Source organism: Pseudomonas sp. 21LCFQ010 (assembly GCF_024129905.1).
Taxonomy (GTDB): domain Bacteria; phylum Pseudomonadota; class Gammaproteobacteria; order Pseudomonadales; family Pseudomonadaceae; genus Aquipseudomonas.
In genome coordinates, this window is record NZ_JAMYDZ010000037.1 from 34,883 (window position 1) to 48,268 (window position 13,386).

10 protein-coding genes are annotated in these 13,386 nt (G+C 62.6%); 1 reads left to right on the forward strand and 9 read right to left on the reverse strand.

Annotation, left to right across the window (positions count from 1 at the left end):
* Positions 1–444 precede the first annotated feature (444 nt).
* A complete protein-coding gene (locus NJC38_RS26990; protein WP_253117918.1) occupies positions 445–1,497 on the forward strand; it encodes a tartrate dehydrogenase in 1,053 nt (350 codons plus the stop codon).
* Positions 1,498–1,656: 159 nt separating this feature from the next.
* On the opposite strand, the gene NJC38_RS26995 is transcribed toward NJC38_RS26990, so the two are convergent.
* The 9 genes from NJC38_RS26995 to NJC38_RS27035 all read right to left on the reverse strand — a co-directional run.
* Entirely contained in the window at positions 1,657–2,874 is a 1,218-nt protein-coding gene (locus NJC38_RS26995; RefSeq protein ID WP_253117919.1) for a dipeptidase, read from the reverse strand.
* A gap of 3 nt (positions 2,875–2,877) precedes the next feature.
* Positions 2,878–5,217 (reverse strand): TonB-dependent receptor, encoded by a 2,340-nt coding sequence (locus tag NJC38_RS27000; protein ID WP_253117920.1) that lies wholly within the window; start codon positions 5,215–5,217, stop codon positions 2,878–2,880.
* Positions 5,218–5,346: 129 nt separating this feature from the next.
* A complete protein-coding gene (locus tag NJC38_RS27005; protein WP_253117921.1) occupies positions 5,347–5,787 on the reverse strand; it encodes a RidA family protein in 441 nt (146 codons plus the stop codon).
* Positions 5,784–7,391 carry an FAD-dependent oxidoreductase gene (locus NJC38_RS27010; RefSeq protein WP_253117922.1) on the reverse strand — a complete coding sequence of 536 codons (1,608 nt, stop codon included), beginning with the start codon at positions 7,389–7,391 and terminating at the stop codon, positions 5,784–5,786. The genes NJC38_RS27005 and NJC38_RS27010 overlap by 4 nt, the downstream gene beginning before the upstream one ends.
* Positions 7,392–7,406: 15 nt before the next feature.
* Positions 7,407–8,360, reverse strand: a complete 954-nt coding sequence (locus NJC38_RS27015; RefSeq protein ID WP_045489114.1) for an ABC transporter substrate-binding protein — start codon at positions 8,358–8,360, stop codon at positions 7,407–7,409.
* Positions 8,361–8,430: 70 nt separating this feature from the next.
* On the reverse strand, positions 8,431–9,201 hold the full coding sequence (locus NJC38_RS27020) for an amino acid ABC transporter ATP-binding protein (RefSeq protein ID WP_045489111.1): 771 nt from the start codon (positions 9,199–9,201) through the stop codon (positions 8,431–8,433).
* Complete coding sequence (locus NJC38_RS27025) at positions 9,194–10,165, reverse strand: amino acid ABC transporter permease (RefSeq protein ID WP_045489108.1); 972 nt, start codon at positions 10,163–10,165, stop codon at positions 9,194–9,196. Before NJC38_RS27025 ends, NJC38_RS27020 begins: the two co-directional genes overlap by 8 nt.
* Before the next feature lie 44 nt (positions 10,166–10,209).
* Positions 10,210–12,663 carry a TonB-dependent receptor gene (locus NJC38_RS27030; RefSeq protein ID WP_084709999.1) on the reverse strand — a complete coding sequence of 818 codons (2,454 nt, stop codon included), beginning with the start codon at positions 12,661–12,663 and terminating at the stop codon, positions 10,210–10,212.
* Positions 12,664–13,201: 538 nt separating this feature from the next.
* The coding region (locus tag NJC38_RS27035) for a hypothetical protein (RefSeq protein ID WP_253117923.1) at positions 13,202–13,386 on the reverse strand (185 nt) is incomplete at its 5' end.

The window sequence follows — 13,386 nt, forward strand, 5'->3', positions numbered from 1 at the left end:
TGTTCAGAACTGTCGCCGGGTTTGATGGCTGCGGTGGGGCCTGCTTTAGCCTGAATACGGGTCAGTCAGAGCGCTGGGAGCAGCTGGCCAGCGCTCCGGTTACAAACCAGGACGACGACCCATTCGCAGCAGATGCTGTGACTTTACCGGCCTCTTCGTCGGAATACCGCCCAGACCAAGGTCGCTCCTACAGTGGCAATCGGCGGCTAATTGGACAGTATGGCGCTTGATGCGCTGCATGGATTAATCCCGCAGCTGATCGGGCTGCGCGCTCTGCCCTAACGGCAGGTGCAAATGAGCGCTTGGAACTCATGAAATAAAGTTAATTATGTTGTTATTTTGAGTGAATCATAAATCCCGATTCACCACTTACACTCGGTTCCACACCTTGCCGGCCATTCGGTGGCGGCAGGCACGATTGATTATCCAGCGTGGAGTTGAGTCATGAGCACTTACAAGATTGCAGCGGTACCGGGTGATGGTATTGGCGTGGAGGTGATTGCCGCCGGGGTCGAGGTGTTGCAGGCGTTGGCAGCAAAATCCGGCTTTGAGTTGAAGTTCGGGCATTTCGACTGGAATTCGGACAATTACCTGAAGAACGGTTTTTATATTCCTGACGGCGGTCTGGACGAGCTGAAGACTTTCGATGCGATTTTCTTCGGCGCCGTGGGCGCGCTGAATGTGGCCGATCACATTTCGCTGTGGGGGCTGCGGCTGCCGATTTGTCAGGGTTTCGATCAGTACGCCAATGTACGACCAGCGCGGGTGCTGCCGGGGGTCAAAAGTCCGCTGCATAACGGTCATGAGATCGACTGGGTGGTGGTGCGCGAGAACTCCGAGGGCGAGTATTCCGGCAACGGCGGTCGGGTGCATCGCGGCTTGCCGGAAGAGGTCGCTACCGAGGTGTCGGTGTTTACCCGGGTCGGTGTCGAGCGGATTCACCGGTTTGCCTTCGAGCTGGCCCGTAGCCGCCCACGCAAGCACCTGACCCTGGTCACCAAGTCCAATGCCCAGCGTCACGGCATGGTGCTGTGGGACGAAGTGTTCTTTGAGGTGGCCAAGGACTTTCCGGATGTGCGGGTCGATAAAGAACTGGTCGATGCCGTCACCACCCGGATGGTGCTCAAGCCCGGCACCCTGGATGTGATCGTCGCCACCAATTTGCACGCTGACATTCTTTCCGATCTGGCCGCGGCGTTGTCTGGCAGCCTGGGGATTGCGCCGACGGCCAACCTCAATCCCAATCGCAGTTTCCCGTCGATGTTCGAACCGATCCACGGCTCGGCGTTCGACATCACCGGCAAGGGCGTGGCCAACCCCATCGCCACGTTCTGGACCGCCGCGATGATGCTGGAGCATCTGGGCGAGGCAGCGGCGGCCAGGACCCTGATGTCGGCCATCGAGGCGGTGACCGAGAGTGGCCTGCATACCCCGGACCTGGGCGGTACCGCCACTACCCGCCAGGTGACTGACGCGGTGCTGGCGCTGATCCAGTAGGAGCGACCTTGGTCGCGAAGAGGCCAGTAAAGACGCTACATCTGCTGTGAGTTTACCGGCCTCTTCGCGAGCAAGCTCGCTCCCACAGGGGACATAAAGCACTTAATTGAACAGTATTGCGGCTAAAGCCGCTCTACGGGACCCCGCGTTGGCTGCACCTCAGCGCCGCGCCGCATCCTGCGCCGCTTGCAGCACCCTGAGCAGGTTCTCGCCCCAGATATTGGCCAGATCCTGCTCGCTGTAGCCAGCCTGCAGCAGTCGCTCGCTGATGCGCGGCAGCAGGCTGACGTCTTCCAGCCCCTCCACTCCACCGCCACCGTCCCAGTCGGCGCCGATGCCGACGTGTTCGGGGCCGACCACTTTGAGGATGTGCAGCAGGTGGTTCATGAACACATCCAGGTCCGGCCTTGGCTGGGGGTAACGCTGCTTGACCGCAGCGATCTCGGCTTGTAGCGCCTTGACCTCATCGGGGTTCAGCGCGGCGAGGTTGTTGTAGCGGGCGTACAGCGGCGCCAAGGCCTTTTGCCGCTCCGGGTTGGGCTTTAGCGGGATCAGATAGTCGCCGTAGCTATTGACCTGCACCACCCCGCCCTTGGCCGCCAGCGCACGCAGGCGCTCATCGTCGAGGTTGCGCGGGTGCGGGCTGACCGCCTTGGCGCTGGTGTGTGAGGCGATGACCGGGGCTTTGGACAAGGCCAGGACCTGATCGAACACGGCATCGGAAGCATGCGAAACATCCAGCAAAATACCCAGCCGGTTGGCGGCGGCGACCAGCTCGCGGCCCTTGGGGCTCAGACCTTTCCATTCCGGCAGCGCAGTGGCCGAGTCGGCGATTTCGTTGGTACTGAAGTGCACCAGCCCGAGCATGCGCAAACCTTGTCGATAGTAGGTGTTCAGTAACTGCGGATCGGAGCCCAGCGGGTCGGCGTTTTCCATACTGATGAACACCACCCGTTTGCCCTCGGCGGCGATGCGCCGCGCATCGGCGGCAGTCAGTGCCAGCTCGAAGCGCTCCGGCGCACGGCTGATCAAGTCCTTGATCCGCGCCAGCACCGACAGGCCGTAGTTGCTGGCGTAGGCCCGCCCGGCTTCGGTACGCGGTCCGGGCGGGGTATAGATGACCCAGAAACCGCCATCCAGGCCGCCGTCGATCATGCGTGGCAAATCGACCTGACTGCCGTCGTCCTTGTAGCTGTGGCGCTCCAGGATGTCCCAGCCAGGGCGCAGGAAATTCAGCGGCGTATCCAGATGGCTGTCGAGCACCAGCAAGCGCTGATGCAGGGCCAGGGTCGAGGCACGGACCTGCTCGTCGGCCTGCGGGTTCAGGCTGAACAGGGTCAGTGCGAGACCCGATAAAGCGGCAGCAAATCTGTTCATGGTTCAGAACTCCGCGCTCAGGGTGGTCTGGAAGGTGCGCGGCGAGCCGGGACGGTAGGAAGCCGGCCCGGTGGTACTGGTCAGGATGTAGCCCAGGTAATCCTTGTCGAACAGGTTGTCGACGTTGAAGCGCAGCTTGACGCCCTTGAGCGGGCCGTAATGCAGGTCGTCGCGGCCCAGGTCCAGATAAGCGTTGTACAGGGTGTAACCGGGCACCGATTCGCTGTTGGTAAAGTTGCTGTAGCGCGAGCCGATGTGCCGGGCGGTGAGATTCAATACCGCCCAAGGGGTGATTTCGTAGGTGACACCGGCCTGCGCCAGCCAGCGCGGGCTATCGGGCACCTCGTTGTCTTTCAGCGCCAGGCCGGCAGCGTCATCCTTGAAACGCGCCACGTTGTAGCTGACGCTGCCGTTGAGCACCACCTTGTTGGCGAGGACCGGCGGTTTCCACTGGCCGCTCAGCTCGGTGCCGTAGGCCTCGGCCTTGCCGACGTTCTGGAAGAAGGTCTCGGTGGTGGTACTGCCCGGCACGATGGCGGCAAACGACTGCAGGCGGTTGTCGAACTCGGTACGGTACAGCGCCCAGGCAGCGTTGAAGGTCGGGTAATTGAGGCGGTAGCCAACCTCGTAGTTCTTCGACGTCTCGGCCTCGGGGGCCGGAACGTTGGGGCTGGCGGCGCGATATACATCATCGGCGCCACGTGGCAGGGCGAGGTTTTCCGAGTACGAGGCAAACAGCTGCGAACTGGCGGTCAGGTCATAGACGATACCGGCCTGGGGCAGAAAGTTGTCGCGCCAGGTGGTGCCCAGCCGGGGCTGACGGTTGGCGATGTAATCGCCGGCATTGCGGTAGCCTTCGACCCGATAATCCAGGTCCAGACGCTTGAAGCCATATTGCAGGCGCAGACGGTCGTCGAACAAGGTCCAGGTATCCTTGATATGCAGTTGCAGCGAGTCGCGGGTCGAGCTGAAGTCGCCTTGCAGATGCACCGGCTCATTGATCAACCGGTAACCGGCCGGGCTGCCATCGGTCAGGTTGTAGCGCGCCTGCAAGCGGTTGAACACGTCCTTTTCAGCCCAGATACCAGCCTCGATGGCGTGCTGACCGACATGCCAGGTGAAGTTGCTGCTGGCCCCATAGCGGTGACCGCTCAAGGCCGACAGGCCGTACTGGATACCTCGCGGTGCCGACAATCCCGGCACGCTGGCGACCTGAGCGTTGTGCAGCGCGAGGGAGGTGGCGTAGGCCTCCGGCGACACGCCAAAGCCCTTCTTGTCTTCGTAATAGACGCTGGTGGTGTTGTCCAGGTTGTCACTGAGCGCAAAGCGCCCGTTGAGGCTGTACAGCGTGTCACGCCGCTGGTTGATCGCAGTCTTGTAGTACTGGTTGTAACCGGCATTGCTGTACTGCACCCCCGCCGTGCTCGGCGGCAGGTTCGGCAACTGGCCCAGATAGGCAAAGTCGCGTCCCGACCGGCCAAAAGCGTCACCGGCCGTGCCCCGGTACTGCGCCTGAGTGATCGATGGTGAGTCGTAGTCGAAGAAGTCGTTATGCACCACGCGAAACTGCAGGTCATTGCCGTCGCCGAACTGATAACGCAGTTTGGCTTCGATGTGCTCCCGGTCAATGGTGCCCGGTCCGCGCCACAGGTCACCGTCGATCTTCGAACGGCTCAGGTACGCCGACAGGCCGTTGTATTCGCCGGTATTGACCTTGATAAAACTGCGCCGCAGGCTGTCGCTGCCCAGCGTGTAGGAAGTGCTCAGCCCTGCCTCCTTGCTCGGATTGACCGTCACGTAATCCACGTAAGGACCCAGCGAGGCATAGCCCGGTTGCGACACATCGCCTGCGCCGGTGGAGGCTGTCACCCGTTGGGTGTTCTCGTTATCCACGTAGCGATAAATCGGGCTGCCACCAAACTGATCGGTGCGGCCCAACGGTACGCCATCGATGGAAAAACCGATCTGCTGAAAATTGAAAGCGCGTACGAACACCGAGTTGCCGAACTCGTAGAGGCCCAGTGCGTCATTGACCTGCACATTGAAACCCGGCAACGACTCAAGCATCTTCAGCCCCGAGGTGCCGGCCGGTGCCGAGAGCAACGCCTGATGGGAGATCGACACGGTATTGCTGATCTTATCGGTGCCGATCGCCTCGTCGGCCTCGGTCACCCGGGCGCCGACCACCTGGACCTTGTCCAGTTGCGTATCACTGCCGCTGCCCTGACCGGGCGGCGCCGCCTGGGCGCTCATCGCCAGCAGCAAGGCACTGCTTAGCGAACTCAAAACCCACGGCCGTGGTGATGCGAACCGGCCCGGTACTGCTGCACGCTGTCTGCTCATAACGTTTCCTTGTCGGCTTTATTGCAGGTGCACGAACCCGCGCCAGGGTCTGTCCCCGGTGGTCGGTCTGTGGCTGGAATGGGATCAACAGGAATCGGGCGGCGCTGCGCCCGATTCAGCGAAGCGGCGTCAGACGGCTCTGGCAGCGACGGCTTCAACTTCGATCAGCGCGCCAGGCAACGGCAGGCCGGCGACCTGCAAGGCGGTGCGGGCCGGTTTATTGGGCTGCTCCTGGGTGCCGAAAAACTGCGTGTAGCCGGCCTGCAAGCCGGCGAAGTCCAGGCGGCCGCCGGTTTCTTCGGTGCCCAGCAGAAAGACCCGCAACTGCACGATGTCACCCAGGTCCAGGTCCTGTTGACGCAAGATGTTGCGCAGCTTGTTGAACACCGAAACCGTCTGTACTTCGGTGTTGCCATAGGCTGCCGGGGTGCACGGCGGTGCGTCGGGGTTGGCGACGTCCGGCAAGGTGCCGCTAACGAAGATCAGGCTGGCCGAGGCCGGCACGGTGACGGTCTGGGAGATCGGAAAGGTGCCAACGGAGGTGCGTTGAATGCTGTCGCTCGTGGTCATGCTCCTGGATTGATGTGTTCGTTAAGTACACCGGCCTGGGCCTTCTGGCGCTGCTCGATAACCCGCTCGGCCAGTCGCGCAACCGCATGGCGGGCCGAGTTGGCGGCGGACTCCTGCCAGATGCCGACGCCGCTCTGCACCAGCCCGTCGCCGGCGAAGTACACCCGGCCATGGGGCTCTTCGAGCAAGGCGCTGGCCTGGGCCGCAAAGCGGTCGCGTTCCAGCCATGGGCCTTCGCTGAACGGAATCTGTTCCCAGGACACCGCCAGCGGGTGGCGCAGTTGGGTTGAGTAACCCGGATGCAACAGCTCCACGGCCTCGCTGGAGGCGCGAAACTGCGCATCGAACGGCTGCTCACCGAACGCCTGGGCATCGTCGCCGGTGACATAACCGGCCACCACCAGGCCCTCGCGGGTATTAAGGTCGTTGCTGGGGTACCAGAGCAGCCGCGCCGGGTGCTCGACCCACGACAGGCCGCCGTAGATCCGGTAATCGGTTTCCCAGAAGCGCGGCGACTGCCAGGCCACCTTGGTCGCCTTGCCGTTGGGCGCTTCACGCAACGCGGCTTTGACCGGCTCGCTGAAGTCGGTGTCGAGCCGCGCCAGCAGCGGCAGTGGAATGGTCGCCACCAGATAATCGGCGCGCTCGACCTGCTCCAGGCCGCTCTGGTGGTCGTGCCAGGTCACCGCCACGCCATTGTCGAGCTGACGAATCCGGCGTACTTCAGCCCCCAGTTGCACCTGCTCGCGCAGGCGCTGATAGAACGCATCGGTGATGCGGTCCATGCCGCCGACCGGCTGGAACATGGTTGCCGAGAACTCGGGAAACTCACTGTGCAGCAAGGCGCCCCACAGTTCAGGGTGCAACAGCCGCTCCAGGCTCACCGGGCTCAGGCTGCCTGGCAAGGCACCGGGATGCGCTTGCGATTCGCCATGTCCGGAACGGAGGCTGCCTTCATAGGCCAGTTCCTGCGACAGGTCGCCATACACCTGCAAAAAGGCCAGCAAGCGGGTCCGCTCCTCAGCGCTGAGCACATCGTCCAGGGCGTCACGCTTGACCGCCGTGGCCAGCAACCCGGCCAGATGACCGCGGGCATCGTTGATCGCCTGGCCGACGGTGAATGCTGGCTGGGCAAGGTCCGGGCGTACTTGAGCACCGTGGCTGCTGTTGACCAGCACTTCCAGCGGCACACCCAACTCGGCGCAGTAATCCAGCAGCGTGCGATGCTGGCTGGGAATCCGCGCAGGACCTGCATTGAAATACAGCCCCTGATCAAACTGTACCGTCTGGCTGCGGCCATCGCGGTAATCGACCCGGTCGCCGTTGCGCAGCGTCCAGGTGCGCCCGCCGACCCGCTCACGGGCTTCGAGCAGCTTGACCCGAAAGCCTGCGCGGCGCAGTTCCAGGGCGCTCACCAGGCCGGCGATCCCGGCGCCGAGCACCAGCACGCTGGCGCCCTGCCCGGCGTCCGGCTTGAGCTGCAGCGGTTGCGGCCGGCGGTGCGAAGACGGTCCCAGGCCCAGCGCCGCCAGCGCCTCACGGGCGGCGTTGTCACCGCCGACCGCAGCAATGGTCGACAAGGCTTCACGTCGAGTCAGTGTCATGTGTGCGCTCCTTTATCAGTCCGGCAGGCCCGGTGGGTTGATCAGTGATTCGTCGACCCGCTCGACATCCAGCCCCCAGCGCGCCAGCACCTGCGCGTACTGGCCGCCGGCAATCACCCCTTGCAAGGCACTGTGGATCGGCGTTACCAGGCCGTTGTCCTTGCGGGTCGTCACGGCGATATCGGCCTGCAACGGCCAGCCGCCGTTGACCACCCCCACCAGCCGCGTGCCACCGGTCAACGCCGCCGAATAGGCACCGGTGGCATTGGGCGCAAAGGTCGCGTCAGCGCGCCCGGACTGCACCGCCAGTTGCGCCGAGGCGTTGTCGTCGTAGTACAACAACAGCGCCGGCTTGATCCCGGCCTTTTCATTGGCCTGGTTCCAGGCCAGCAAGACCTTCTCCTGGTTGGTGCCGGAGCCTACGATGATCTTCAGCCCGGCAATGTCTTTGGCCTCTTTGATCGACTGAATCTTGCTGCTGCTCTTCACGTAGAAGCCCACCACGTCGCGGCGGTAGGTGGCAAAGTCAAAGCGTTTTTTGCGCGCTTCGGTCACCGTTACATTGCTGATCACCGCATCGTATTTGCCGGAGCTGACCCCCAGCGGCCAGTCTTCCCAACTGCTCTGCACCACATTGAGTTGCAGACCCAGGCTGTCGGCAATCAACTGCGCGGTGTCGGCCTCACTGCCAATCGTGGTCTTGTCATCGGAGGCCAGCAGGGCCAGCGGCGGACTGGCGGTGCCAGACACCGCAACGGTGAACTTGCCCGGCTGGGCGAACTTGAAGCCCGGCGGGATCTGCGCAATCGCAGCCTCGTTGCGCGGCGCATGAATGCGTTCGCGATTGGGGCTCAGGTCGAATTTGACCACCTTGACGCCGGCGGCATTGTCGGTCACGGCCAGGGCGGGCTGGCCAGCGCTGACGGCCAGGGCCAGCAGGGCGATGCGCGCGGTGTTGGTGAACTTCATAAAGCGCTCCTTGATAGATGGGGTTCGCGGCTCAAGCCGCTGCTGCGCGTGCAACGCGGCATAAGCAAGCTCATAAAACCTTGCCGAAAAAGGCGGCGGTGCGTGGGTGGCGCGGGTTGTGGAAGATCTGCTGCGGCGGGCCTTGCTCGACCAGTTGTCCGTCGCAGAGGAACACCACATGGTCGGCCACCTCACGGGCGAAACCGATCTCGTGGGTCACCACCACCAGCGTTGTGCCGAGGCTGGCGAGGTTTTTGATCACCTCCAGCACCTCGCCGACCAGCTCCGGATCCAGCGCCGAGGTCGGCTCATCGAACAGCAGCACCTTGGGGTCGAGGGCCAGCGCCCGGGCGATGGCCACCCGTTGCTGCTGTCCGCCGGACAGTTGCCGTGGGTAGGCCTCGGCGCGTTCGGCCAGACCGACCCGGGCCAGTAGCTCCACCGCCCTGTCGCGGGCCTGGGCCTTGCTCCAGCGACCATGGGCCAACGGCGCCTCGGCGATGTTTTGCCAGGCGCTAAGGTGCGGGAACAGGTTGAAGTTCTGGAACACGAAGCCGACTTCGGCACGGCGCTTGAGAATCTCGCGCTCTTTGAGTTCGAACAGCTGGTCGCCCTTGCGCCGGTAACCGACGTACTCACCGTCGATGGTGATGTGCCCGCTGTCGATCTTTTCCAGATGGTTGATGGTGCGCAGCAGGGTTGATTTGCCCGAACCGGACGGTCCGAGAATCACCGTGACCTTGCCCGCCTCGATGTCCAGATCAATGTCCTTGAGCACCTGCTGGGCGCCGTAGGACTTGCCGACGTTGTGGATGCGGATATGCCCGCTCGCTTCAGCCATGGCGGCGCACCTCGACCCAGTTGATCAGCCGCTGCAACGGCGTGGGCGGCAGCACCCGGCTGGTGCCACGGGCGAAGTAACGCTCGATGTAATACTGCGCGATGGTCAGCAGCGTGGTGATGATCAGGTACCAGACCGTGGCCACCATCAGCAGCGGAATCACTGCCTGGGTGCGGTTGTAGATGACCTGCACGGTGTAGAACAGCTCGGGCAAGGCCAGCACGTAGACAATCGAGGTGCCCTTGACCAGGCCGATGATCTCGTTGAACCCGGACGGCAGGATCGAGCGCAGGGCTTGCGGCAGGATAATCCGAAAGATCCGCCGGTGGGCGGGCAGGCCCAGCGCTGCGGCTGCTTCATGCTGGCCCTGATCGACACCAAGAATGCCGCCGCGAATGATCTCGGCGGTGTAGGCCGCCTGCATCATCGACAGGCCCAGCACCGCCACGGTGAACTGGCTGAGCACGTCCACCGTCGACCACTCGGCCAGCACCAGGTCGGTCAACGGCACGCCGAGCACGATGCGCTCATACAGATAGGCAAAGTTGTAGAGGATGATCAGCACCAGCAGCGCCGGCATTGACCGGAAAAACCAGATGTACCCCCAGGCCAGAGTCGCCAGCAGCGGCGACTTCGACAGCCGCGCCAACGCAAGGCCAGTGCCGAGCACAATGCTGAACAGCGTGCTCAGCAGGGTCAGCAGCAGGGTCTGGCCGAGGCCGCGCAGCACCGACGGGGCAAAGAACCACTCGGCAAACACCCCCCACTCCCAACGCGGGTTGCTGACCAGTGAATGGCCGATGCCGAGCAGCACCACGGCGGCAAACAGGCTGCCGACCCAGCGCCAGGGATGACGCGCCGGGACAATCTGCAACGCGATGGACGGCGTGGTGCGGTGGGGCGCAGAGGCCCGGGCAACCCTGTCCTGTTCTTGCAGATCAAAGGGTTTGGCGATGGTAGGCATGTTCGATTCCTCGCAGGCAATGAGTGCGTGTCGTCAGGGGCGCGTCAAAAGGCATACGTCAGGCGCGTGTAGTAGTAGCCACCGGTAAAGCCGAACGGCGAGTAGGCGCCCCAGCTGCTGACCATGGTGCTGCTGGGCACCCCCTGTTTCTTGGGGTAGACGTCAAACAGGTTCTTGGCACCGACGGCCAGGTTGAGGTCCTGGGTGATGTCGTAGCCGACGTCCAGATCGGTGATCCACTTGGCCTGGTAGGTGCGATCCAGCGAGCGGTCGGCGGCTGAGTTGACCTCGGTGTACTTGCCGTAGCGGGTCAGGGTCAGATTGATGTTGAAGCGCTCGATCTGCCAGTCGCCGCTCAGGATCAGCTTGGTCTTGGGCTGTACCCCATCAATGAAATTGCGCGCCTGGCGATCCATCAGCGCGTACTGGGTGCCGAGGATGCTGGTCGAGTTGCGGTAGCTGAGGATTTCGGTGTCGTTGTAGTTGAACGCGGCGGTCCACTTCAACGCGCCCCAGCTGCCAGCGTCCTGGCTGTAATTACCGACCAGATCGATGCCCTTGGTGCGGGTGTTGGCGCCGTTGATGAAGTACTGGCCGCCGGAGGTAGAGTCGATGCCGTTATTGAGCAGCACCTGGGTCACTTCACTGCCGAGCAGGGTGTTGGTCAGGGTGATGCGGTCACGCACATTGATCAGGTAGGCGTCGGCGGTCAGGCTCAGCCGGTCAGTGGGCGTAAAGGTCAGGCCCAGGCTGTAGTTGGTCGACCGCTCAGGCTTCAGCGATGACGCGCCCAGCGCCTGCGCCGCGCCGGAATCCACCGGCAGCACGCCGTAGTTGATCGACTGATACACGCCGTCGACTACGCCATAAGTGGTCGAGCGCGCACTGAACAGGCTGTTGGCCAGCGACGGCGCACGGAAGCCATTACTCACCGTGGCACGCACCGCCAGTTGCGGGGTGAATTCATAGCGGGTGGTCAGCTTGCCGCTGCGCGTCGCGCCTACGCCCTGGTTGTAGTGTTCATAGCGAAACGCGCTGCCGACATACCATTGCGGTAACGGGTTGAAGCCGACATCGACATAACTGGCCACACTGTTGCGCGCCGCCTTGTCGGTCTGGTCCGGCGAAATACCGTTGGTGACCTGGGCGCCGGACGCGGCGCAGTTACCCGGCGCGACGCAATAACCGCCGTTGGCCCACGAGGCCCAGTCGCCCTCCTCGACCTCATAAGCTTCGCGGCGATGCTCCAGGCCCAGCGACAGGTCCAGCGGCTTGCTCAGGCCTACCTCGAAACCGCGCTTGAAATCCAGGTTGGTGGTCAGCTCGTTGGCGATCCAGGTCCCGGACTTGAACGAGTTGGGTGTTGCTTCGCCCAGCGACGGATTCTGGTTGTTCCAGGTGCCCTGCTCAGCCTCGTTGCGGCCAAAAGTGGTCGACAGGTCCCAATCCCACTCGCCGAGCTGGCCCTTGCCACCGAACGCGGCCTGAAAATCCTCTTCGTCGATGTACCAGGTCGGCACATAGCCGGCCGGGTAACCGTTGGGGCCGGTGCGAATGGTGTTGGTAATGGTCGGCAGGCGGAAGTTTTGCCCCTGCTCGGTCTTGCGCCGCGAGAAGGTGCTGAACGAATACAGGGTCAGTTCATCAGTGACCGGCAGCTCGGCGTTATAGGCCAGGGTCAGCAGGTTGTTCTTCGGCGTGCCGTAGCCGCCGTAAGTGGATTTGCCGGCGCGGTCAAAGGCCTGCTCATAGGTGTAGCCGTTGGCGCTGGCCTTGTTGTCGTCGTTCTGGCTGCGCGCGTCGAGGGCCAGTTGCACGATCCCGCCATCACCGATTTCAAAGCCCTTGTTCAGGCTCTGCTGCACGGTCTGCTTCTTGCCGTCATAGCCGATACCGGCGTTGGTCACCGAGGTGCCGCTGGTGTCGGCCTTGAGGATCACGTTGACCACCCCGGCAATCGCGTCGGAGCCGTACTGCGCGGCCGCGCCATCGCGCAGCACTTCAACATGATCAATGGCGCTGATCGGAATCAGGTCCAGATCCGCCGGCGCGGCGCCGATGTTGATGCCGTTGATGTTCAGGGTCGCACTGGTATGGCGGCGTTTGCCATTGACCAGCACCAGCACTTGCGAAGCTGGCAGGCCGCGCAGGTTCGGTGCGCGGGACATCCCCGCGCCGTCCCAACCGGTCTTTTCCGGCAGGGTCAGCGACGGGATGGTCGCACTCAGGGCCTCCATCAACCCCGGTTTGCCGGTGGCCTGTAGTTGCCTGGCACTGACCACGTCGATAGGCACCGGGCTACTGGTCACGGTGCGTTGCTCAGTGCCACGGTTACCGGTGACCACCACGGTAGACAGCGCATCGGTCTGGCGTACCGGCACCTCTTGAGCCTGTACATTGCCAGCCAGCAGCACACTGCTGACCGCCAGGTACAACGGGTTGAACACAACTGAACGGCGCCATCCCTGTTTGCCGTTGCCTTGAATCACTTGCTCCATATTCGCTCCAGAACAAACGGCACTGCCGCCTGTGTTGCCAAATTGCGCAGTCGGGAAGTCACGCCGCCAACACGGCAACGTGATCTTTAGGGGTGGTATTAATAAAGCGGCGCAGCTCAGCCATGCAGAGCAGCAAGCATCAGCGCAAAGGCGAGCTTCAGCCGCTCAGGCCGGGTGGCGCGAGACACTGGCGAATGGATTGGCAGCTCAAGGAGCGTCGTACAGGCAAACGAGGTGAAGAACTCGCTTGAGGGGACTGGATATGCAGCATGGGTCAAACTCCCTTCCAACATTTCTGCTTCAGGGATCAGCGGTCGATCACCCTGGCAGACCGTGCCGAATCAGGCGTTTGGCCTGGGTGGTTACGGTCTGCGACGCAGAATCTGAATCACATTGGGCACCATCCGAGGTGAGGGGTAGGCTGTCGAAACCAAACATAACGGAATTTGAGCAGCACAGATAATTCTATTTGGCTATAAGTTAATATTAATAAAAATGATCTAAATCAATAACAGAGATTTGATTTTGGAATAAATAATCACGACTCGTGCCGCATCGGCCCGACGCCGACAGGCCGGGCGCTTTTTTCAACGCACAGCAAAAAGGCGACCCTGAGGTCGCCTTTTTGGCAGTGATTCAAGCCGTTCAGTGAGCTTGAATCGAAAGTGGCGCAGCGGACGGGACTCGAACCCGCGACCCCCGGCGTGACAGGCCGGTATTCTA

What these genes read in the sequence shown, in the direction of transcription:
- NJC38_RS26995 (WP_253117919.1), bottom strand. Translation starts at nt 2,874, where the DNA reads ATGAACAGATTTGCTGCCGCTTTATCGGGTCTCGCACTGACCCTGTTC.
- NJC38_RS27000 (WP_253117920.1), bottom strand. Translation starts at nt 5,217, where the DNA reads ATGAGCAGACAGCGTGCAGCAGTACCGGGCCGGTTCGCATCACCACGG.
- NJC38_RS27030 (WP_084709999.1), bottom strand. Translation starts at nt 12,663, where the DNA reads ATGGAGCAAGTGATTCAAGGCAACGGCAAACAGGGATGGCGCCGTTCA.
- NJC38_RS27010 (WP_253117922.1), bottom strand. Translation starts at nt 7,391, where the DNA reads ATGACACTGACTCGACGTGAAGCCTTGTCGACCATTGCTGCGGTCGGC.
- NJC38_RS27025 (WP_045489108.1), bottom strand. Translation starts at nt 10,165, where the DNA reads ATGCCTACCATCGCCAAACCCTTTGATCTGCAAGAACAGGACAGGGTT.
- NJC38_RS27020 (WP_045489111.1), bottom strand. Translation starts at nt 9,201, where the DNA reads ATGGCTGAAGCGAGCGGGCATATCCGCATCCACAACGTCGGCAAGTCC.
- NJC38_RS27015 (WP_045489114.1), bottom strand. Translation starts at nt 8,360, where the DNA reads ATGAAGTTCACCAACACCGCGCGCATCGCCCTGCTGGCCCTGGCCGTC.
- NJC38_RS26990 (WP_253117918.1), top strand. Translation starts at nt 445, where the DNA reads ATGAGCACTTACAAGATTGCAGCGGTACCGGGTGATGGTATTGGCGTG.
- NJC38_RS27005 (WP_253117921.1), bottom strand. Translation starts at nt 5,787, where the DNA reads ATGACCACGAGCGACAGCATTCAACGCACCTCCGTTGGCACCTTTCCG.